This window comes from Spirochaeta isovalerica (genome assembly GCF_014207565.1).
Taxonomy (GTDB): domain Bacteria; phylum Spirochaetota; class Spirochaetia; order DSM-2461; family DSM-2461; genus Spirochaeta_F; species Spirochaeta_F isovalerica.
This window is the reverse complement of the sequence record NZ_JACHGJ010000001.1, coordinates 627,583-647,717: the sequence shown is the minus strand read 5'-3', so window position 1 is coordinate 647,717 and position 20,135 is coordinate 627,583. Positions and strand designations below refer to the sequence as shown.

The window sequence follows — 20,135 nt, the reverse complement described above, 5'->3', positions numbered from 1 at the left end:
CTACATGATGGGTGAGAATACACGTAAAAAGTTATTTCTCACCCTTCTGAAGAACCCTCTTTTCCTCAAACTCTGAAGTGTGATTTCCTCGCAATGTTCCAGATCCAGATTGAATCTGTCAACCAGTTCAGAAGAGATCTTTTCATCATATATAACTGAGTTGACTTCAAAGTTGATATGAAAGCTTCTGACATCCATATTACAGGTTCCTACCGTACTGATTTTTTTATCGGAAACCATCATTTTGCTATGGAGAAATCCGGCTTTGTACATGTAGATTCTGACACCGGATTCCAGAAGAGTTTCGAAATAGGTCTGTGCCACCCAGAAAGGCACCCGTTTATCGGGGATGCCTGTCATCATCAGATGTATTTTAATTCCGCTTAGTGCCGATGCCTGCATGGCTTTCAGGATACTGTCGTTGGGAACAAAATAAGGACTTTGAATCCATACTTCCTTATTGGCGTTTGTAAGAAGTATGAAGTATAACTGTTCAATGGAAGACCAGCGTGAATCGGGACCGCTGACAGCAATCTGCATGGGAATCTGAACCTCATCAGGATGAAAGGATGGAAAAAATTTGCTATCAACGATATATTCTGCGGGTCCGGATGAGTTCCAGTCTGTTAAAAAAAGTGCTTGTAGAAGCATGACCGAATCTCCGGTAACGCGAAGAGCTGTATCCCGCCATGTGCTGAACCGTCTGCCTCCGTCTATATACTCCTGCCCGATATTCATTCCTCCCGTATAGCCTTTACGTCCATCTATAACAACTATTTTCCTGTGATTTCTATAATTGATTTTCAATCTTGCCATTGCTGAGTTGAGATCAAGAAAATATCTGAATTGAATACCGTTTTCTTTCAATTCCCTTCTGTATTTAAAAGATATTTTTCCAAAAGAGCCGAGGCCGTCGAATATCAGTTTCACATCCAGTCCCTGAAGAGCCTTTTTTATCAAGGCTTCTTTTATACGCTCTCCCAGGACGTCTGAACGCCATATAAAGAACTCCATATGAATGGAATCTTCCGCCCGTTCAATATCACGTAGGAGGTCGTTAAACGCCTCCTGTCCATCGTAATAGAGCTTGATCCGGTTATTTAATGTCAGGATCGAACTATTTCCGGACAATAAGAGTCGGATTGTTTTTATCGTGTCGTTAAAGGTCTCATCTGAATCAGTATTCAGAGAATTTTCCAGGAACCGGCTTTGCCTGTCCAGTGCTGACTGAAGGTACTTTTTGAAAATGTCTTCAGGCTTTTCCTGTACCAGATTATTCTTTTTCCAATTAATACCTAGAAGGATATAAAAAATTACACCGATCCATCTGAAAATGAAAATGAAGAGAAGCCATGAAATAACAGACTCGGTAGTTTTGTCTTCATCGAGAAGAATACTCAGCGCCGCGGCAACAGTGATCAGAATACTTGTTATGGCCAGAATCTGATACATATCAAATTTAAACATAATAAATAATATAAAAGAAAATTGTGATCTATTCACTTAAAAAATGAAATCTGTTATTTTCTTATACTGTATGGAAACATTTATATTAGGAACCGGCGGCATGATGCCTCTGCCGGGGAGATATCTTACATCGGTTCTTCTGAGAAGAGAAGGAGATTTATTTCTCTTCGACTGTGGAGAAGGCACACAAATTTCACTTAGATCACTAAATTTACGCTGGAAAAAAATAAATACGATTTTTATTTCGCATACTCATGCTGATCATATTACAGGATTGCCGGGAATTCTCATGCTCTCGGCACAAGTAGACAGAACAGAACCTCTGGTAATAATCGGACCTCCGAAAATCAGGGAATATGTTGAGACAAGCCGGGAAGTTCTCGATATGTATATTAATTATGATATCGAGATCCGGGAGATTGAAAAACCTTCGGTATCTCAAGTCGTCTATGAAGGGGAAGGATATAAAGTGCGTTCTTTCCCTCTGAAACATTCGAAAGTTTGCGTCGGATATACACTTGAAGAGGATCCGCGCCCTGGTATCTTCTATCCGGAAAAAGCTAAGGAAGCGGGAATACCTGTTGGACCTCTCTGGTCAAAACTTCAGAGCGGCGAAGATGTTGTTCTTAATGACGGTAAGGTTATTCATCCTCAGGATGTTATGGGAATGGAAAGAAAAGGACGGAAATTTTCCTTTGTTACTGACACGCTTTATCGCGAGTCGATAAGCAAAGAAGTTACCGGCTCGGATCTTCTTATCTGCGAAGGGATGTTCGAGAAAGAATTGGCAGACTCTGCAAAAGAAAAAAAACATCTTACCGCTTATCAGGCCGGATTAATCGCCTCAAAAGCCGGAGGCGTAAAAAAAATGGGATTAATACATTACAGTCCCCGCTACACGGAAAAACAACTTCGCAGATTGAAAAAGGAAGCAAAAGAAAACTTTCCGGAAACCTTTCTCTGCAGAGATCAGATGGTGCTTGAAATACCGAACAACGAATAAAAAAACGGGGCTTTAAACCCCGTTTTTTTATTTCTTAGAAAGAAATTCTCTGAACTTATCCGGATCGGAACGAAATCCGACTATATTTTTTTCCGGATCATCAACAGCTTTATGCAAAGCATTTTCAGCTTCCATAAAGATTCTTCCACCGGTTATCAATCGACCGTTACGGGAAGATATACCCACATTGATTTCTCCGTATTCTTCAATCTCTCTACCTGTGAAAGCTTCAAGTGTTTTTAAAGACTGATCGAGATCATTATTGGGAACTATCAGGGCGAATCCCTTGTCCTTGTACTCAAAAATCAGATCCGGATAATTGAAATCCTCTTTGAGCTGATCTGCAAAGATTTTGTAATTATCTTCTGTGAGGCTGTCACATTGGATTAAACCGAGAACCAGATCCTGATCTTCAGAAGCGGCTCGCTCCAGTTCAAAGTTCACTCTGTCTTCGATAAAATCTTCCCAGCCGACTCCGCTCTTGGGAGAAAATAACGATGGTCCGTTTTCACTGGAATCTGAATCTACATTATCGGTAAATGTATCCTCAATATTGTCAAAATCGAAATCATCATCAAAATCGGAAGATGGGGAGATCTCATGATCCATAGCCATAAGGTCTTCTTCTTCCGGAATATCACTATCGAGGTTTACATCGTCCAGATCATCAAATGACATTTCATTTTCATTATCATCAAGATTGAAATCCTCACTAGCATCTTCGAGGTTGAAATCATCAACAGGCTCGTCAAGATTTAATTCATCTGCCTCGCTATCACCGAAGTCATCGGTAACGTCATCAAAAGAATAGTCATCAGTATCTTCGCTGAGCTCTGATTCTCCAGAAGAGACCGATTCGAAATCATCTGAACTCTCTTCAAGATTGAAATCTTCAAAAGGTTCGTCCAGACTTAATTCATCATTCAGTTCATTACCGAAGTCGTCAGAAGATTCATCAAAACTGAAATCATCTGAAGAGCTTTCAGAAGCTGAATCGAAATCATCATTCATGTCATCGAGATTAAGATCATCAAAATCCCCCCCCGATGAATTCAGATCAAGATTATCAAACTCGGAGTCATCCATCGCAAATTCACCACCGGAAGAATCTTCATTTTCATCCCAGCCCAGTGAAAGATCGTCATGGCTGTCTTCAGAGTCGAAAGAACTGTCCATATGGTCGGACATGTCACTGTCATCATCTTCGATATCTTCATCAGCATTATGCCTGGATACTGTAAAAATCATAAATAATGTCGTAAAAAACAAAACTACAACAACTATGAGAAGGCGAATGAGAATATTATATATGGTGGCACCGTCGACAACTTTATAAATAAGATCCAGCTCCATTCCCGACATGCCCGGTGTGTTCAGTGAAGAAGTGAGTTTGCTTTTCATCAGCTGATTGTATTTATAATCAGGAAGATCTTTCATTGTGAGTGGTGTCGTTTCATCCAGATTCAGCAATTCGACATCTTCACCCCGGTTGTAATGATATTCAATTCCCACATCGGAATCATGCGAATAAACAGTGAGGATTTCCAGATCGGGATTGTCTTTGAAAAGCTGTCTGATTGATCGGAAAAAAGATTCGTCGGAAAAGGACTTTGCTGCATTATAACTTGATTCAACATTTGATTTAATCTGATCAACATTAACACGGGCGGCTTCGCTGTTAGAGGTCCTGAGCCGGTAGATATCCCAGGCTGACCATCCTCCGAGAATCAATAATACTAATACAACCACAATGGTGTAGATTTTAGAGAGGTTCTGTTTCATAACTTTATTATATTCAATTATTGATTATTTTGCAGTATTATTTATTTATAAAAGATTTTTTAGAGGCCAAAATGGATAAAATCAGATCTTCCCATTTTTCCGGCAGTTGGTATCCGGAACGGGAAGAGGATGTGAGACGCCAGATAGAAAAATACGAAGAGATACTGGGAAAAGCGGAGATGGATTCTGTTTCCGCCATTGTTCCTCATGCCGGTTGGTATTTCTCGGGTCATCTGGCCTATGATGCCATTAGACGGTTAAAACAGGATGTTGATCTTGTTCTTATACTGGGAGGACATCTCCCTGCCGATTATCCCTTTCTTTTCTGGACGGACAATATCTGTAATACGCCGCTTGGTGCATTGGAAGTTCATAAGGGGATCAGGGATCGTCTTCTTGAAAGATTGAACGGAGTTTCCGACGACAGCCCTGACAACACGATCGAACTCCAGCTGCCTTTTATCAAAAGTCATTTTGTTGATATACCCATTGTCCCTTTGCGCGTTCCGGCCGGAACCAGCTCATTGCGTTTTCATGAAGTGTTAGGAGACGTCATTTCAGATGTCGGGCAGAGTGCTGTTGTCATCGGATCTACAGATCTGACACATTACGGACCTAACTATGGCTACATTCCCGGGGATTCTATTGAAAATCCTGAGATATGGGTTGAAAACAGCGATAGGAAAATCCTTAGAGCAATGGAGAACTTCAGGGGAAAGGATATTCTGGATCTTGCAGATCAGGACCGGTCAGCCTGTTCTGCAGGAGCCGCGGCCGCCGCAGCTCTTTGGGGAAAATCCTGCGGCTCGGAGAAGGGTGTCCTTCTTCAATACGAAAACAGTCTTTCCAGGCATCAGTCATCTTCCTTTGTGGGTTATGGGGCTCTCGTTTATCCCGTCTGAGTTATTTCTCTTTCAAGCAGGCTGATCGTCCATTGAATGGCTTTTTTTAGAGATTCCTTTCTGTCTGAAAATTTACGGCTGAATTCCGCAGCAGCCGGTAAAACGGTTGTAATAAGTTCCAATTCGCTATCAGTCAACTTTTCCCGGTATCTCCATAAAGGACCGTCCGGAAGAGGCAGCATCTTAAGGTTTTTAAGATATTCCCCGAGAAACTTCTTTGAGCTCATCATGGGGGAGCCTGCTGATAAAACCGGCCTGATACTTGGAAAGGGATTCAATTTTCTGTTCGATATTTTAAGTTCGCAACCGCTTCCCTCAAGAGGAATGACTTTGGGGTCGATGGCGGTGGCTGCCGCTTCAAAGAGTTTTCTGTAACCAATCATCGGTTTTGAAATGTAACGTATGAATCCATCTGAGTCATCCCGTATCATTGAATTATTGTGCATGATGAAGGAGAAAAAGAAACTTTCAAGGGACTGGAAACGGGATTCAAGGTTCCTGAACCAGGGATAAAGATAGGTTTCCATGGCATAGGATTTACCGCGGGGATATGAAAAGTCAGCGCCTGAGACATAAATTTCTCTTGCGCCGAGCGAAACCGCCAGAGAAAGGGCTGCATATGTTACATTGCCTCCGCTGGTATCGATTTGCGGGAAATTTCTGAAATGTCTGTTAACATATCTGGAAAATGGATGGCCGCTGGAGAAATATAGCCTGTTATCGGTGAATCGGTTGAGCCGGGTGGGAGATGCCAGGTCAAGCAATAGCGGAACATGTTCGGGATAACCCTGCATAAAATGGTTGTAGCTGATGTCCTGACAGTCGATAGATATGACTATATCGGGAATGATGCTCCGGTGAAGAAGAGCCGGGAGCGAAGTATCTGTAGCTATCAGGAAGATTTCTTTTCTCATAGACCTGATTTTTTCGATATTTTCATCAAGCGAGGGACCCGCTGCTGTTATCATGGCTTTTCCGATTGAACCGATTTTAAAAATCGCTTTTTCGGCTTTCTCGAGATTGGCTACAGTATTGCGAAACCATTTTTTGCCAAATCGCGTTTGAACAGTCAAATCATCGCTGACCTGTTCAAGTGTTTCTCTGATCAGTTCTGCAATTTCGTTGTAATAATTTTCGTCCATCTGAACAGAGGGCCTGAGAAGAATGCTTTGAATATCACCGGTCAGTATGGGGAGGTAATGGGTTAGAAGTGAATTCCTGATGGATTCTTGTTCCTCTTCCACCAGTAAGACAACCCGTTTATCAAAAAGAAGATCAGTTAAATCCATCTGAGTTAAAACATAGGTAAAAAAATCCAGGTTCTTTTCTATAATAACAATTTTTTCTACTGTTTCATCTTTCAGAAAAGGTGTTATGTGGTAGGCTCCTCCGAAGCCGAAAAAAAGAAGAAAGCCCCGACTCGTATAAACCTGGGGAAATCTGGATCCTTCTTTTTCAGGATCAAAGCGGGAATGCATTGGTGTTATCCGGCCGTTATTTTCCACAGCTGGAACTTTTTTTCCCGTTTTAGATTCAATCATGTGAAAATTATTAGAGCTTTTACAATAAGCACAACGCGAGGAAAGTTGCTTGTTACCTGTTCCCAAAGCGAGAAGATTTCTATCGAAAAGTGCTGTTTTATTCATAAATGACCTTAAGTTTATTCAGATATTTTATGGCATCTGTTCTGTTTTTGCTGCCGGTTGCATTTACAGCATCAAGAAAATAAAAAAAAGAACTGTTTTCTCCATTTTCCTGTTCTTGTATCCACTTTGCCAGTAATTTATTAATCTGTTTTTTTCGTGTCTCGACTGGGGATGTTTCCGATATTTGTGACGTTAATGAGTTATGGTAATCCTTATCCGGAATATCTTCGACTCTGCAGTTTTTGAAGCCTTCTATAGAAACCGGAGAGGGATTGATTCTGTAAACATCAGCATTATTTGATCTTATATACTTCTCAAACCAGTTCCTGTATGTATCAAGTGAACGGCCGGTCCGGATTCCCCTGGAAAAATCCGGAACAGCTCCGGACGCTCTGTTGAAATAAATGGAATGAAGAGGATTGTTTCTCAGTGTTCTGTCAAATAGTAAAACATCAAAGCTATGAGGTTTTGTATGAGACTGAATATCCCTGAAACAAAGGTCCAGACCGGCAAAATAGACGGGATTGTTATATAAGCCTGAAAACTGAAGAGCTGTTCCCGAAACTGTCCCGTTAGGTTTAACAGCTTGGTGCTCTAAACCGGTAATACTAAAGAGATCCTTTTCGAAAGGTGTTTCCTGGTTGAGAACCATTATTGATGCATTCTTTCTCCAGAAGCCTCTTCCGGCGGTCAGGGGTTGTGCCAAAGGAACATTCAATCCCAGATAATAGAGGTGAACCGAACTGTAATATCCGGGATCGGTAGATATCAGAAGATCAGGAGTTATGCCTGCTTTGGAAAAAGCCGCGAGAGAAGAGGGAAGGGCAATAAGAAAAAAACGGTTTCTGAAAACGGACAGATCATCAATTATTTCGCTTAGAGTTGGACCGGATGAGGCTATGAGTATCGGTTTCTCAATAGTAACCGGACTTAAGTAATAATCCATAGATATATAATTGACTATCAGATTTCGAAGCCATTTTTTGCCGAACCAGGCTGTTGTAAGGATATTTCCATTCAATTCCTGAATTGTTGTTTTTAATGCTTTAGATATTTCCAGAGATAATCCGGGGAAAAGCTGCGCACAGGGTTCCCATTCAATTACGGAAAGAGAGCTTAACCTGTCTTCATGTATATTTTTGAAAAAAAACTGACTTATTGAATCGGGAGAACCGGGGAACCAGCATAAGAAATCGTTTTTTTCCGAAAAAGAATTTTTGTAGATTTCATCATCAAGAAATATGCAGATAATCCTGGCTTGAGGAAATTTTGTTTTTAGATAGTTCTGTAAATAACCTAAACCGGCACCGATTAAGACTATGGTTTCCGGCATATCCGTAACGGTTTTATCTATAAATCTTTCAGCTTCCTTACGGGGATTATATCTGGAATGAATGTTTTTTCCTCCCAGCTCCGCGCATTGGAATCCTTTATCGGATCGGTAAAATCTCATTTTTCCAATTGCTGAATAAGGTCCTGTTCGGATGAACCGTCCTCGGGAAAACGGACCATTTTCCAAACAGGTTTAAAGAGGGAATTATCAAGTTTATAAAAATAAGACAGGGAAAGTCCTATCTGATGAATGAAGAGTTCAGCTTCCTCTTGACGAGAGCTTCCAAGGAGAACATAGAGCGAACGGGAATCTTTTATTGTTACGGAACCTCTCCCCCCCAGCAATGTTTTCACTAGTCTGAGAATGTCTTCAATCATTCTGAATTCAACGGAATTTCTGTCATTACTCTTTATTTTATCCATAAAAGAATCAAGTTTAAGAGACAATAGCAGGAAAGGCGAGGAATCGGAACTGATCCGTTCTTTAAGGAATGTTGAGATGTCATTATGTTCATTAGTAACATCTTCAAGCCTTAACAGGATGGAATCTCTTTTTTCCTTAAGCAGAGAACCTGCGGTTCGGGATATATTTTCAAATAAGTCATTTAGTGTTCTTCTATCCTGATTTAATAAGTTTCCTTCAGTGATAAATAAAACAGCAATCACCTGAGAATTATTTTTGAGTGGAACTAATATTACTCTGGATGTAACTGAGTATTCGCGAAATGAAAAAAAATCTTTTAATAAATCGATCTCGGTATTCTGTAATTCGACATAATTAAAATGCTCTTTATTGAGACTGGGTAAAAGGCTGTCGGGAATTCGGATTCTTCTCGATGTTGTCTGATCGAAACCTTCGACTGCCCAGGGCGTGAAAACATGGCTTTCATCGGGAAGAAGCAAAGCACCTTTTTGAATCTGAAGCTCATTAACCAGACCGCCGAAGAGAAGGGAGGGAAAATCCAATCCTTTTGTTGATGTATTCAACCTGTTATATAAACTCTCAAGATTCGGATTAAAATGCAGAGAGCTTTCAATCTCTGCATTTTTTTCCGTTTCAAGAGTCAGTGCTTTGTCGAGAAGACCCATTATTTTTTGATTCCCAGTTCTTCAAATATCTTTTTATACACTTCGAAATGTTCGCTTCGGGCAAATTCCTGTATTTTTTCATCAGGAAGTGATTCCAGAAGCTGATCCATATAAAGAAGTATATCTTTTATTTCATCACGGAGTTCTTCAGGGATGTTGCCGTTCATTGCAGCATCGCGGATCTCTTCTACTCTTTCAGACAGATCTTCCGTAAATTCCTGAGGAGTCATTTCTCTATCCGGTTCTTCTATAGCCAACTGCTCCAGAGAGTCAAGATCAACAATTTCACTATCTCCACCGAAAATGTCATCTTCAGCTGCAGGATCAGTATCAATCTCATCTTCGCTATCGTCGATTATGATATCATCAAGATCGGGGAGTTCAATTTCAGAAAGCTCAGACTCTGTATCACCTTCTCCGGAATCAGCGATTATATCGTCAAGATTGGGAACATCGCTTTCTTCTTCGTCATCGATGACGATTTCATCAAGATCCGGCAGCTCCGGTTCTGCATAATCCTTTGCTTCGCTATCGAGCTTTATTTCATCAAGATCCGGAAGTTCAATATCTTCGATAGCTGAATTATCAGAATCGAGATCACTCAAATCCGGCAGGTCAACATTGTCATCGATTTGTTCATCGAGAGAGAGATCATCCAGATCGGGTAAATCTATTTCTTCATTCTGGATCGATTCTGATTCATTATCATCTTCTTCAAGGATTATTTCATCCAGATCCGGTAATTCTATTTCGTCTTCGAAGCCGGTCCCTTCCAGGGAAAAATCTTCTTCAGGTTCATCGGACATGATATCGTCAAGAAGCATTTCCTCTTCAGGAAATACGTTATCGACGGTTATTTCTTCTGTCTCGTCATCAAGTAGAAGTTCTTCCGATTCTTCCGGTTCTTCCTCCAGAATGATTTCATCTAAAGTATCATCTCCGGAAAAGCTCTCTGCTGATTCTTCTTCAATTATGATATCATCCAGAGAAATATCATCTGTTTCCAATTCGTCATTATCAGATTCTACAAGTATATCATCCAATGAAATTTCCGAGCTATCTTCAATTACCGGATCGTCGGAGTCTTCCTCTAATATGATTTCATCAAGAGAGATCTCCTCTTCGGATAATTCTTCATCGAAATCTACTTCATCAAGAGATATTTCATCTGTTTCAAATTCGTTGGAATCATCTTCAGAAACTATATCATCAAGAGTGATTTCTTCTTCAGATATTTCTTCGTCTAAATCTACTTCATCGAGAGTGATTTCATCTGTTTCAAATTCGCTGGATTCATCTTCAGAAATAATATCATCAAGAGTGATTTCTTCTTCAGATATCTCCTCGTCGAAATCTACTTCATCGAGATCGGGAAATCCCTCATCAATATTTAACTCCGAAAGCGTAATATCTTCAGAATCGTCGTTTTCTTCTTCAATGATGATTTCATCAGATGAAACTTCATCTTCAGGATTTATATCATCAATACTGATCTCTTCATCCATCTCTGATATTTCATCATCAAGATTGATCTCATCGAGTGTGATATCCCCATCTGAGTCCTCTTCCAATTCAATTTCGTCGAGAGACATTTCATCATCAAAAGAGATATCGTCCAGAGTGATTTCATCCATTTCTGAATCCAGAGACTCTTCTTCGATTTCATCAAGTGATATTTCATCAAGTGATATCTCCTCTGAAACAGATTCATCTGCAGCTTCGTCAGATACTGTATCCGGTTCCAGTGATTCCTCATCTATGGTAATCTCGCCGAAAACGTCTTCTTCAGGTTCAATATCAACAGTTATTTCATTCTCTTCTTCATCATCAAGGAACGAATTGAGATCCACATGCTCAAAATCATCACTTTCCTCTTCAATGACAAGATTTTCATCAAAGGCCGACAGATCTATATCTTCGATATCTTCAAATGGTACTGATTTGCCGGATTGCGCATCAAGCGAGAATTGGGCGTCTTCGTCAATGGAAAGATCAATCTCTTCTCCTTCATCGAAGTTTGTTTCATCATCCTCTTCAATAAAGGCTTCTTCAATGGGGTTCTCAGTTGCAAAAGACTCAACAAGTTCCTCTTCTCCTGTTTCATCGGAAAGAGTCAGAGAATCCTGTTCATTATATTCTTCTACAATAAAATCCTCTCCATCGGATCCTTCGAATTCTTCAACCTGAAAAGATTCCCCATCAACATCAAAACTTTCTGATATGTCATCCATATCAGGTATATTGTCCAAATCAAAATCTTCAGGAATCTCATCTGAAATAATCATTTCATCAGATGACGTATCTATTTCTGTTTCAGTCAGTTCCGCTAAAGCCGGGTCGTCCTCACCGAGCGAGAGGTCATCGAGAAGGGAATTATCCAACTCCGTATCACCCAGAAGATCTTCCGTATCCTGAAGCTCATCTTCATCGAGAATATTTGATTCGTTAAATTCTTCTGGTAATTCCTCTTCTTCCCCGGAACTGATTATTTCATCAAGATCGGGTTCTTCTTCCACAGAGGCCGATACGAGGATATTATCAAGTTCATCGCCGGTCAGAGCAATTGTCTCATCATCATCTTCTTCGAAAAATCCGGTAGATGATGACACTCCTTCATCTTCCGAAAGAGAATCGGCTATGGGCGATTCCGGAGCTTTCTGAATCTGACTCAATTCTTTTTTTAAATCCTTAACTTCATTTCTCAATCCCATCAGCTCATTTTCAATGCTCTGAAGGATTTTCATGGAGAGGTCAGGCGATTGAACCAGCTGGCCGGGAAAGTCATCATCGGGGATTTCCATGCCGAAGGTATCATCCACTTCGTCATCGAGATCACCGAACTCATCAAATGAAATATCTCCGAAAGAACTTTCGCTTTCGCTGGATTCCAATTCTCCGAGAAGCATTTCCTCTTCTTCGGTCATCAGTGCGTTTTCAGGGTTTCCTTCCAGGTGGTAATCATCATCAAGACTTTCAACTTCGAGATCCTCGGGACTGCCTTTTACCCAGCTCCCATATTGCTCAAGCTCTTTTTCTGCTTCTTCGAAGTTCTTCGGTTTATTTGCTGCCATAAACGCTCCTGAATCTTATCCAAACGTAATTATAATTTAACATCTTATTGATTATCGGACAATAGAAGCGAAATTTTTAAACAAAATGAAAGTGTTCAGGAAAGTTGAATAGTTACCGTAAATGAAACATATGAAATGGTCAATTTTACTTTATTCTTTACTGGCCGGACTGGTCGTTTACAGCTTGCTTGTTTTTGCCGGAGGAGATACGGGACTGTCGGCTATGGTACGGGCCGAATCCTACAAAAAGCTCTTAACAGAAAACCTGGAAGAAATACGGGAAATCAACAGAGAATTGACAGTTGATTTTGATGCGCTCTCTTCGGATAACGAACTCATTAAAGTAAAAGCTCGAGCTTTAGGTTACTACGAGGAAAACGATCATCTTGTTCATATAGATAGATGGAATCCCGGTGCAGATGAATACAGACCGGGATTCGTTGTAAAAAGGGAATACAGAATGGATGTTGATGAACGCTCTTTCCGTCTGCTAAGCCTGGCGGGAGTTCTTATCGCCATGATAACAGGAATCGTTTTCAATATGTCTGTTAACAGAAGCAGAGCTTGAAATCTACTCGATAACTTTTGTATTGATACCGGATAATCCCTTTGGGAGGCCATCTTCCAAGAGATGGCTCCGGTAAAGATTCTCTCTCTGGTATAGCATATCCATCGGAACCTGATAAGCTTTTTCAAGGTTCTCTTTCGACATGATTTCCCTTGTCGGACCAGAAAGAATCTGTCCTTCTTTAGTAAAAAGGAGCGCGGATGTGGAATACTTCCTGGACAGATCGATTTCATGTATGGAATAGTATATTGTCACACCATATTGAGCCGCATATTCATTAAGATAAGCCAGTACGACTTCTTTCCTGTTATTTTCCAGGGCGAAAACCGGTTCGTCCATCATGATTATTGATGAGCCATAGAGTATTGAGAACGCGATAACAGTTCTCTGCATTTCGCCTTTGCTTATTTCTCCGGTTCTTTTATCAAGCAGACTTCCAAGCTCCAGCACATCTATGATTGTTTTCAGCAGTGACGGATCCTTCTTTTTGTGAAATCCGCCTTCATAGATTGTGGAGAGAAGTTGGCCGATTGTTTCCTCAGTCTCAAATTCCATATTCTGATATATGAAAGAAACCAGACTGTTCCGCTCTTCCTCGCTGGCAAGTTCGCTGCTGTTCCTGCCGAGAATTTCCACGGTTCCCTTTTCCGGGAGAAGTCTTCCCCCGGCAAGAAGGAGCAATGTCGATTTGCCGGTACCGTTCTGCCCCACAAGAGAGACAACACCTTGAGGCAAATCAAGAGACATATCTTTGAATAGCGGTTTTCCTTCTTCATAGGAAAAGCTGATGTTTTTGAGAATGACGGGGAAAGCCCTTTTTTCCATTATAAAAAAATTCTCCGATTATTAGTAGTTACGACCGGCCGAACTTGTCCTGGTATTCTTTGATGGTAATCATAGGAGGCCTTTCGTATTCCTTGATATTGTACTCGATTGTTTCAAAAGTTTCATCCCTTACCTGAAATTGTCTGAAAACGGTATTCAGTTCGGGAAGATTTTCAATGTCGTGTTTTTTCTTGAGTCTCTGGAGAAAGGTTTGAAGAATGCCGAAGGACATTTTCCCCAAAGCCCTAGTTGTCTGGTTCCGGTGTACCCGCTGATCCAGGTCTGTCTGGGCGAAAGCAGCTAATCCATATTCTTCATATATATCAATGAGATGAGATGTCTCAACGCCGTAACCGATGGGGAAAGGAATCTTCTCTATCACTTCACGCCTGACGGCATACTCTCCCGATAGCGGCTGGATGATTGCCGTCAGGTCCGGAAAAAACAACGAGAAAAGCGGCCTTGTCAGAATCTCCGTAACGCGGCCGCCTCCCGATGGACGAATGCTGCCGGAAAAAGCCAGCGGACGATCGTAAAAAGCTTTTACATAATGAACTTCGGGCTTAAGAAGAAGAGGGGCTACAAGTCCGTATACGAATCTGGGGTGTATGTTTTTGATATCAGCGTCTATGTAAACTATGATATCGCCTTTCAGTTGATATATGGCCTTCCATAGGTTTTCACCTTTGCCTTTTTTATCATCCAGTCCGGGGAGAATCTCAGATGCGAGATATGTGTCTGCTCCGAAGGCTGATGCCACTTCAAGAGTCCGGTCTTCAGAGCCCGAATCGATAACGGCGATTTCATCGAGAAGGGGAAAGCGTTCCATGAGTTCCGATTTGAAAAGTACGATCTCCTTTCCGATTGTTTTTTCTTCATTGAGAGTGGGTATGCAGAGAGAAATGGATAGTTTCTGAGCTTCTTTCAGTTCAACCAGTTCTTTTATATTGGAGAACTGGGAATGATGGAACGTGTTATTTTTAAGCCAGTCATTAATTTGCATTGGTGTAACCTCCATCAATAGCTTCGATTAATGCGACCAGTTGAGCGAGGCCTGTGTACAAAGGCTCGATCTGTATGGACTCATCGAGTTCACCGAGATTTTCACCCGTTGTTATTCCCATTGTGATAGCGGGAATTTCTTTATCTATAAAAGCGGCCAGCTCCGAAGTGGAGGGAGAGAATCGGGGTTTAATACCCAGATGATTGAGAATGTCCCGGCTTCTGGAGTTGAGCGGATGGGAAAAAAGAGTGCCCCCCGGTTTTCTCCTGGCCACTTCACGGAAGGTCACTTCCGAATCCGTTTTGGAAGACATCTCATCAGCGAGGTTTCCGATTTCTTCAGCCAGAGATTCTACCATTTCCTCCGCTTCGCTTCTGATTTCAAATTTCAGTTTTGCCTTCATCGCCTGCATGTTGTAGGAACTTCCGGCTTCGACCGATCCCAGGTTGATGCTCGTCCTGGGGCGGCCGGGCAGGGGAATCTCGAGTATGCGGGAGATCATTTCAGTCATGTTGACTATGGCTCCCACGGAGTTGAACCGGGTCCAGTCATACTCTTCGGGGATTTTATAGGTTAATTCGCCTCTGAGCATTCCAATGGAAGAATAGCTGATTCTTCCCAGCTGAACTCCTTCGATACAAATACCGCTGTTTATGCTCATCTGGGAATGATCGAGAAAAAACCTCAGTCCTTCCAGATCGCCTTTGCCAAGGCTTCTGGAAGTCCCGATAAGAATGATATTCGAATTGAATTGAAGATCGAGTTCCTTCAAAATAAGTGGTAAAGTAACGAGAGCCGCCAATCCTGCTCCGTTATCGGCTACTCCCGGTCCGGAAACGAGATTCGGCTGAATGGAAACGGTTGTGTCGGTATTTTCGGGAAAGACCGTATCCATATGGGCGCAGAGAAGTATGTTACCTTCTCCTGTCTTTCCGGGAATAACGGCTAGCGCATTTGATTTTTCATCGACAGAACAGTTCTGCAACTCATAATCGGTAAAACGTTCTAGAATAAAATTCCGTCTTTCCTCCTCCATAAAGGTAGGAGCGGGAATTTCGCTGAGCATGACGAGGTTCGCCAGGAAGATATCTTTGAGATTGGCTATCCTCTCTACATAACTATCCAGTTTTCCTAGGATTTCTTCGAAATTTTGTGCCATTTTATTCTGTTCCTGTAGATTTTTAGGTAATTCTATATAAATGATAATATAGAGAGGTTTGATTAAAAAGAAAAAAAACTTCTCAGCTGTTTGTAGAATAAAACAACAAATATCATTAAGATAACAAAAAATCCCATGAGAGGGCTGTATGAACCAGAAGATCGATTTCACAATAACCAAATTAGGTAAAAACACTGTTAAATCACCAATTCCCTATTCTGTAGAAAAAGATAAAGGCGGAGCGAGATTCGTCAGCGATGACGAATTTATCCTGCCTTCAAACACACTAAAGGAACAGAATACCGATAGTCTGCTGGAAAAAGCCGGTCCGCGGGAAATGATCTATTTCAATCCAAACCATGTTCATGCCGGTATTGTCACCTGCGGGGGACTGTGTCCGGGGCTTAACGATGTCATTCGGGCTGTCGTGAGAACTCTGTGGTACCGCTATGGAGTTCAGAGAATTACAGGTGTGAGAATGGGATATAAAGGGTTTCTTCCGGAATACAACCTTCCCGTTAAAGAACTGAATCCCTATATTGTCGATCACATACACAATATGGGTGGGTCAATCCTCGGCTCTTCCCGGGGAGGATCCGATACCGTGAGGATTGTAGACGCTATGGAAAGAATGAATCTTAACATTCTGTTTACCATCGGCGGGGACGGTACTCAGCGCGGTGCTTTGGCCATTACAAAAGAAATAAAGAAGCGAAACCTGAATATCGCGGTTATCGGTGTGCCTAAAACGATTGATAACGATTTGAGTTTCATACATAAATCCTTCGGATTTGATACGGCAGTGGAACGGGCCGTTGAAGCGGTGAATACAGCTCATACGGAAGCCAAATCAGCGATCGACGGTGTAGGTCTCGTGAAGCTGATGGGACGGGAATCGGGGTTTATCGCTGCTCATACTTCTCTGGCAACCAGCGAAGTGAATTTCTGTCTCATCCCTGAAGCGGAATTCTCGCTCGAAGGAGAAAACGGGCTTTTAAAAAAACTCGAAGAGAGGCTTGACGCCAGACATCATGCGGTGATTGTGGTGGCGGAAGGCGCCGGTCAGAACCTCCTCGAAGCTTCCGGTGAAACCGATGAATCGGGAAACAAGAGACTGGCTGATATCGGTCTTTTTCTGAAAGAGAAAATAACAGCTCATTTTAAAAAAATCGGAAGGGAATCATCTCTTAAATATATTGACCCCGGTTATATGATACGTGCTTCTGCGGCGAATCCAGTCGATTCGCTCTACTGCGCCCGCCTCGGAGCCAATGCTGTTCATGCCGCAATGTCGGGACGTACCGGCATGCTGATTTCCCAATGGAATAATGCCTTCGTACATGTTCCGATCGATATGGCCGTATCAAAAAAGAACTGCGTCGATCCGGAAGGCAGCCTGTGGAGAGATGTGATAGAATCGACAAGACAGCCGGCCAGAATGCATGATTAATGACTGAGGAATAAAAGTACTTGACGGATCATTTGGCATCATCGAAACTTTTCATCTATGGAAAATATCGACGATAAAAAATTTATTGAAAATGTGGAAAATCTCATTGATCCCGAAGAAGTGAGTCTTCTTTTTTTCTTTCAGAAGTTCCGCAAATTACTGCCTAAATCCCTTTTCAAGAGGGTTTTACTCAAAACATCAAAACAAAATCCCTATATTGGATTTGTTATTGAACCCTACAGCTTTTTTCTTTTTTATAAGCTAAAAGACGTTGAAAAAGCCAGATCTCTTCTTCCTGCGCGATATGAACTAAAAAAAAGCAGGATTTTCGCCGACGAGGAACCGGAGCATTATTTCGGAATTGGTATATTCAACACAAGGGCCACTACCTTCTGGGGGGCCAGACTTGAGTGTTATCTCATCGCTGAGGATAAAGAAACCGGCTTAATTTCCTGGATCTTTCTCGACGTGCTCAGCAATACGCTTATAGCCATGCCCAGATCGGGAATCGAAGCGCCAAATTGCGAAAAATCCTATATAACAACCAGTTCCAGAGGCGAGATTCATCTGGATTTTATCGAAAAAAAGACCGGGCGGCAAATAAAAGCTAAAGGATCAATCAAGCGGGGAAAACTTAGAAAACTCGATCAGCCTTTATGGCTGATGGGAAACACTTCCATCGCTCATATTAAAAATCTTTCTGATAATGATGATAATCCCTTTGCTGTTATTTTTGATCCCTCTGAAGTTGAACAGTCTCTTGATATCCCTGTGGAAGATATCAATGTTGAAATCAATTCTCTGTTCCCGGGGCTTGCGGAGGAGGAGCCGTCAAAAGTCCTTTGTTTTCCTTATGCCCAGCATTACATATCAGATAGCCCGGGATGCAGGACATATGTGAAAAACCGCAGTGCCATGCTCGATTATTACAGAGAAATCTCCAATAGAAGTGAGATGAAATCATTCTCGACAAAAGTGATCATCAAATTCTTTTATGCGGGAATGATACTGACTGGAATAGGCTCTCTATTGTACATTTTGAGCCTGTTAGGTCTTGTTTAACAATCATATGGAGCCGTGAATTACGGCTCCATATGGAATCTTTATTTGATATAGCCTCTTTCTCTGGCCATATCGTATTCATCGGTATATTTTTCCAACTTTCTCAGGAACTTTTTTCTCAGAACCACATCGTCTTTATGGTTTTCTTCCTGCAGGAAGTCTTTTTCTTCTACGGCTATATCGTAATCGTCAAAGACGCCTACAATTTCGTCGTTAAGCGAGAGAAACCATAATCTTTCAGACATTTGTTTTCTCCTAAACTAATGAAAATCTTTATCTGCTATCTGATAAAGCCCTGTTCCTGAGCGAAGTCGTATTCATCAGGGTAGTCATCAAGTTCGTCGATACTTATTCCGTAATGATCAAAGTAATCGTAATCGGGATCGTCTTCATATTTTTCGAGTTCCCTTTCGGCATCATGGCGATCATCAAAAACTGCGATTAAATTGGCTCCGTCTGTAACAAACCAAAGTTTTGAACTCATAGTGTTCTCCTAATGGAAAGAGACGGAAAGGGATGTAGTAGAATTCTGGTTCCCGCCAGGGCCAACAAGTCACTTATACCTTTCCCATTCACCACTCCAGGTGAAACTCTTTACCAAGAATTAAAGATATAAGCAGACATTGTTAGCATATAGGTTCCGTTGTCTGCTAAGAATTAATTTTTCAATACACCTTTTAAGCCATGTGAGTCAATAGAAAATCTACATATTCATAAAAAGACCGCTTAAGTAGGGAATAAGCCACACGAACCAGACAACTAAACTGAATTTGTGAAAACTGACAATAAGTCTTTCCTGCTTTTTCAGAAGGACATAGGTTGCCCAGATGGCGTGGAAAAGCATGAGAATTATAGCAGCTGCACCGGTAAGAGAGTGAATATTGAATTGATTGGCTCCGGCCATTTCTGACATCAATGCCGTTCCGGTTGAATCCATGATAAAGCCAAGCCAGAATAATATCAGAAAGACCCATTTAAGCCTCCCTGTCAGTTTTTCACCCCATACTCCAGCTGTATAAAAAACAAGAGCCAGAGAAATAAAAATTATAGCAGATATCAGCATTTTTTCTCCTTAATGCACTCATGAGTGCACATATGCATTATTGAGTGCAATTATGGATATGTACTAGTATAATGTCAAGATGATTTCACCAGTTTTGTTTAAAGGGGCACTCCTATGAAAAATAAACCGGGCAAGTGGGAGAGAACCCATTCATTGCTTCATGAAGCTGCCGTATCTTTATTTCTTGAAAAGAGATCGGCCAATGTGTCAATGGATGAAATCGCCGATAAGGCGGATGTTGCAAGAAGGACGCTCTTCAATCATTTTCCAGGTAAAGAATTGCTTGTTCTCGAAGTTACATCCCCTATCCTCACCGATGGCTTGCATTACCTGGAGGAACTAAACAGATGGGACCGGGTCTCTCTTGATGAAGTTATAAATCTGTTTTTTTATCTCTGGAAAAAGCATGGCCAGAGCCTCAATCTTCTTTATGCCATTGACTTTGAAGATTTTCAGGATTTAAAAGATCTTCATGGCAAATACCTTAGAGAATATATGAAAGTATTCAGCAGGATTGCCGATTGGCCGGAAGGTCTCAGTGAAAGAAAAAACCAGATTGCAGTTCTGTTTTTCAGGATATTCGTTAACATCCTTAACAGTCTGAAAGATATGCCGGATCAGGAGTTTCGATTCAATAAGGCATTAAAAGGCCTTCTTATGGGGATGAACCCGGCGGAGCAGTAAAAATATTTACAGTAAAATAAATTACAATG

General features: G+C 41.4%; 18 protein-coding genes. 6 read left to right on the top strand and 12 right to left on the bottom strand.

Translation table 11 applies throughout. The annotated features are described in order from the left end of the window. Positions 1 to 1,467: a cardiolipin synthase gene (gene cls / locus HNR50_RS02735; protein ID WP_184743362.1), complete on the bottom strand. Its 1,467-nt coding sequence runs from the start codon at positions 1,465 to 1,467 to the stop codon at positions 1 to 3. 70 nt (positions 1,468 to 1,537) lie between these two features. On the opposite strand from cls, the gene HNR50_RS02730 reads away from it, so the two are divergent. Continuing rightward, on the top strand, positions 1,538 to 2,470 hold the full coding sequence (locus HNR50_RS02730; RefSeq protein WP_184743359.1) for a ribonuclease Z: 933 nt from the start codon (positions 1,538 to 1,540) through the stop codon (positions 2,468 to 2,470). A 27-nt stretch (positions 2,471 to 2,497) separates the two neighbouring features. Here the strand turns inward: HNR50_RS02730 and HNR50_RS02725 are convergent, their stop codons facing one another. Then, positions 2,498 to 4,252 (bottom strand): nucleotidyl cyclase domain-containing protein, encoded by a 1,755-nt coding sequence (locus tag HNR50_RS02725; protein WP_184743357.1) that lies wholly within the window; start codon positions 4,250 to 4,252, stop codon positions 2,498 to 2,500. Positions 4,253 to 4,323: 71 nt separating this feature from the next. Between HNR50_RS02725 and amrB the strand changes: the two genes are divergently transcribed. After that, entirely contained in the window at positions 4,324 to 5,154 is an 831-nt protein-coding gene (gene amrB, locus HNR50_RS02720) for an AmmeMemoRadiSam system protein B (RefSeq protein WP_184743354.1), read from the top strand. Here the strand turns inward: amrB and HNR50_RS02715 are convergent. The 4 genes from HNR50_RS02715 to HNR50_RS02700 all read right to left on the bottom strand — a co-directional run bounded on the left by HNR50_RS02715 (position 5,142) and on the right by HNR50_RS02700 (position 12,292). Continuing rightward, positions 5,142 to 6,695: a motility associated factor glycosyltransferase family protein gene (locus HNR50_RS02715; RefSeq protein ID WP_184743351.1), complete on the bottom strand. Its 1,554-nt coding sequence runs from the start codon at positions 6,693 to 6,695 to the stop codon at positions 5,142 to 5,144. The genes amrB and HNR50_RS02715 overlap by 13 nt on opposite strands. A gap of 97 nt (positions 6,696 to 6,792) precedes the next feature. Continuing rightward, positions 6,793 to 8,253, bottom strand: a complete 1,461-nt coding sequence (locus HNR50_RS02710) for a 6-hydroxymethylpterin diphosphokinase MptE-like protein (protein WP_184743348.1) — start codon at positions 8,251 to 8,253, stop codon at positions 6,793 to 6,795. Next, entirely contained in the window at positions 8,250 to 9,221 is a 972-nt protein-coding gene (locus tag HNR50_RS02705; RefSeq protein WP_184743345.1) for a hypothetical protein, read from the bottom strand. The genes HNR50_RS02710 and HNR50_RS02705 overlap by 4 nt, the downstream gene beginning before the upstream one ends. Beyond that, positions 9,221 to 12,292, bottom strand: coding sequence for a midas domain-containing protein (locus tag HNR50_RS02700; RefSeq protein WP_184743343.1), 3,072 nt, complete (start codon positions 12,290 to 12,292; stop codon positions 9,221 to 9,223). Before HNR50_RS02700 ends, HNR50_RS02705 begins: the two co-directional genes overlap by 1 nt. Before the next feature lie 121 nt (positions 12,293 to 12,413). Between HNR50_RS02700 and HNR50_RS02695 the strand changes: the two genes are divergently transcribed. Next, positions 12,414 to 12,860 (top strand): septum formation initiator family protein, encoded by a 447-nt coding sequence (locus HNR50_RS02695; RefSeq protein ID WP_184743340.1) that lies wholly within the window; start codon positions 12,414 to 12,416, stop codon positions 12,858 to 12,860. Between the two features lie 3 nt (positions 12,861 to 12,863). Here the strand turns inward: HNR50_RS02695 and HNR50_RS02690 are convergent, their stop codons facing one another. The 3 genes from HNR50_RS02690 to HNR50_RS02680 are packed head-to-tail and all read right to left on the bottom strand — an operon-like array spanning position 12,864 to position 15,847. Beyond that, positions 12,864 to 13,685 (bottom strand): ATP-binding cassette domain-containing protein, encoded by an 822-nt coding sequence (locus tag HNR50_RS02690; RefSeq protein WP_184743337.1) that lies wholly within the window; start codon positions 13,683 to 13,685, stop codon positions 12,864 to 12,866. Between the two features lie 28 nt (positions 13,686 to 13,713). Beyond that, positions 13,714 to 14,688, bottom strand: coding sequence for a glucosyl-3-phosphoglycerate synthase (locus tag HNR50_RS02685; RefSeq protein ID WP_184743334.1), 975 nt, complete (start codon positions 14,686 to 14,688; stop codon positions 13,714 to 13,716). Further along, entirely contained in the window at positions 14,678 to 15,847 is a 1,170-nt protein-coding gene (locus HNR50_RS02680; RefSeq protein WP_184743331.1) for a M20/M25/M40 family metallo-hydrolase, read from the bottom strand. The genes HNR50_RS02685 and HNR50_RS02680 overlap by 11 nt, the downstream gene beginning before the upstream one ends. A gap of 148 nt (positions 15,848 to 15,995) precedes the next feature. On the opposite strand from HNR50_RS02680, the gene HNR50_RS02675 reads away from it, so the two are divergent. Together HNR50_RS02675 and HNR50_RS02670 are read left to right on the top strand one after the other, a co-directional pair. Next, positions 15,996 to 17,297: an ATP-dependent 6-phosphofructokinase gene (locus tag HNR50_RS02675; protein WP_184743328.1), complete on the top strand. Its 1,302-nt coding sequence runs from the start codon at positions 15,996 to 15,998 to the stop codon at positions 17,295 to 17,297. A gap of 57 nt (positions 17,298 to 17,354) precedes the next feature. Continuing rightward, positions 17,355 to 18,359, top strand: coding sequence for a hypothetical protein (locus HNR50_RS02670; protein WP_184743326.1), 1,005 nt, complete (start codon positions 17,355 to 17,357; stop codon positions 18,357 to 18,359). Positions 18,360 to 18,400: 41 nt separating this feature from the next. Here the strand turns inward: HNR50_RS02670 and HNR50_RS02665 are convergent, their stop codons facing one another. The 3 genes from HNR50_RS02665 to HNR50_RS02655 all read right to left on the bottom strand — a co-directional run bounded on the left by HNR50_RS02665 (position 18,401) and on the right by HNR50_RS02655 (position 19,422). Continuing rightward, complete coding sequence (locus HNR50_RS02665; protein WP_184743323.1) at positions 18,401 to 18,604, bottom strand: hypothetical protein; 204 nt, start codon at positions 18,602 to 18,604, stop codon at positions 18,401 to 18,403. Between the two features lie 35 nt (positions 18,605 to 18,639). Further along, positions 18,640 to 18,843, bottom strand: a complete 204-nt coding sequence (locus tag HNR50_RS02660; RefSeq protein ID WP_184743320.1) for a hypothetical protein — start codon at positions 18,841 to 18,843, stop codon at positions 18,640 to 18,642. Between the two features lie 219 nt (positions 18,844 to 19,062). Beyond that, positions 19,063 to 19,422: an HsmA family protein gene (locus HNR50_RS02655; protein WP_184743317.1), complete on the bottom strand. Its 360-nt coding sequence runs from the start codon at positions 19,420 to 19,422 to the stop codon at positions 19,063 to 19,065. A 114-nt stretch (positions 19,423 to 19,536) separates the two neighbouring features. On the opposite strand from HNR50_RS02655, the gene HNR50_RS02650 reads away from it, so the two are divergent. Next, a complete protein-coding gene (locus HNR50_RS02650; RefSeq protein ID WP_184743314.1) occupies positions 19,537 to 20,106 on the top strand; it encodes a TetR/AcrR family transcriptional regulator in 570 nt (189 codons plus the stop codon). The last annotated feature ends 29 nt before the right edge of the window (positions 20,107 to 20,135 follow it).

What these genes read in the sequence shown, in the direction of transcription:
- cls (WP_184743362.1), bottom strand. Translation starts at nt 1,467, where the DNA reads ATGTTTAAATTTGATATGTATCAGATTCTGGCCATAACAAGTATTCTG.
- HNR50_RS02730 (WP_184743359.1), top strand. Translation starts at nt 1,538, where the DNA reads ATGGAAACATTTATATTAGGAACCGGCGGCATGATGCCTCTGCCGGGG.
- HNR50_RS02725 (WP_184743357.1), bottom strand. Translation starts at nt 4,252, where the DNA reads ATGAAACAGAACCTCTCTAAAATCTACACCATTGTGGTTGTATTAGTA.
- amrB (WP_184743354.1), top strand. Translation starts at nt 4,324, where the DNA reads ATGGATAAAATCAGATCTTCCCATTTTTCCGGCAGTTGGTATCCGGAA.
- HNR50_RS02715 (WP_184743351.1), bottom strand. Translation starts at nt 6,695, where the DNA reads ATGATTGAATCTAAAACGGGAAAAAAAGTTCCAGCTGTGGAAAATAAC.
- HNR50_RS02710 (WP_184743348.1), bottom strand. Translation starts at nt 8,253, where the DNA reads ATGAGATTTTACCGATCCGATAAAGGATTCCAATGCGCGGAGCTGGGA.
- HNR50_RS02705 (WP_184743345.1), bottom strand. Translation starts at nt 9,221, where the DNA reads ATGGGTCTTCTCGACAAAGCACTGACTCTTGAAACGGAAAAAAATGCA.
- HNR50_RS02700 (WP_184743343.1), bottom strand. Translation starts at nt 12,292, where the DNA reads ATGGCAGCAAATAAACCGAAGAACTTCGAAGAAGCAGAAAAAGAGCTT.
- HNR50_RS02695 (WP_184743340.1), top strand. Translation starts at nt 12,414, where the DNA reads ATGAAACATATGAAATGGTCAATTTTACTTTATTCTTTACTGGCCGGA.
- HNR50_RS02690 (WP_184743337.1), bottom strand. Translation starts at nt 13,685, where the DNA reads ATGGAAAAAAGGGCTTTCCCCGTCATTCTCAAAAACATCAGCTTTTCC.
- HNR50_RS02685 (WP_184743334.1), bottom strand. Translation starts at nt 14,688, where the DNA reads ATGCAAATTAATGACTGGCTTAAAAATAACACGTTCCATCATTCCCAG.
- HNR50_RS02680 (WP_184743331.1), bottom strand. Translation starts at nt 15,847, where the DNA reads ATGGCACAAAATTTCGAAGAAATCCTAGGAAAACTGGATAGTTATGTA.
- HNR50_RS02675 (WP_184743328.1), top strand. Translation starts at nt 15,996, where the DNA reads ATGAACCAGAAGATCGATTTCACAATAACCAAATTAGGTAAAAACACT.
- HNR50_RS02670 (WP_184743326.1), top strand. Translation starts at nt 17,355, where the DNA reads ATGGAAAATATCGACGATAAAAAATTTATTGAAAATGTGGAAAATCTC.
- HNR50_RS02665 (WP_184743323.1), bottom strand. Translation starts at nt 18,604, where the DNA reads ATGTCTGAAAGATTATGGTTTCTCTCGCTTAACGACGAAATTGTAGGC.
- HNR50_RS02660 (WP_184743320.1), bottom strand. Translation starts at nt 18,843, where the DNA reads ATGAGTTCAAAACTTTGGTTTGTTACAGACGGAGCCAATTTAATCGCA.
- HNR50_RS02655 (WP_184743317.1), bottom strand. Translation starts at nt 19,422, where the DNA reads ATGCTGATATCTGCTATAATTTTTATTTCTCTGGCTCTTGTTTTTTAT.
- HNR50_RS02650 (WP_184743314.1), top strand. Translation starts at nt 19,537, where the DNA reads ATGAAAAATAAACCGGGCAAGTGGGAGAGAACCCATTCATTGCTTCAT.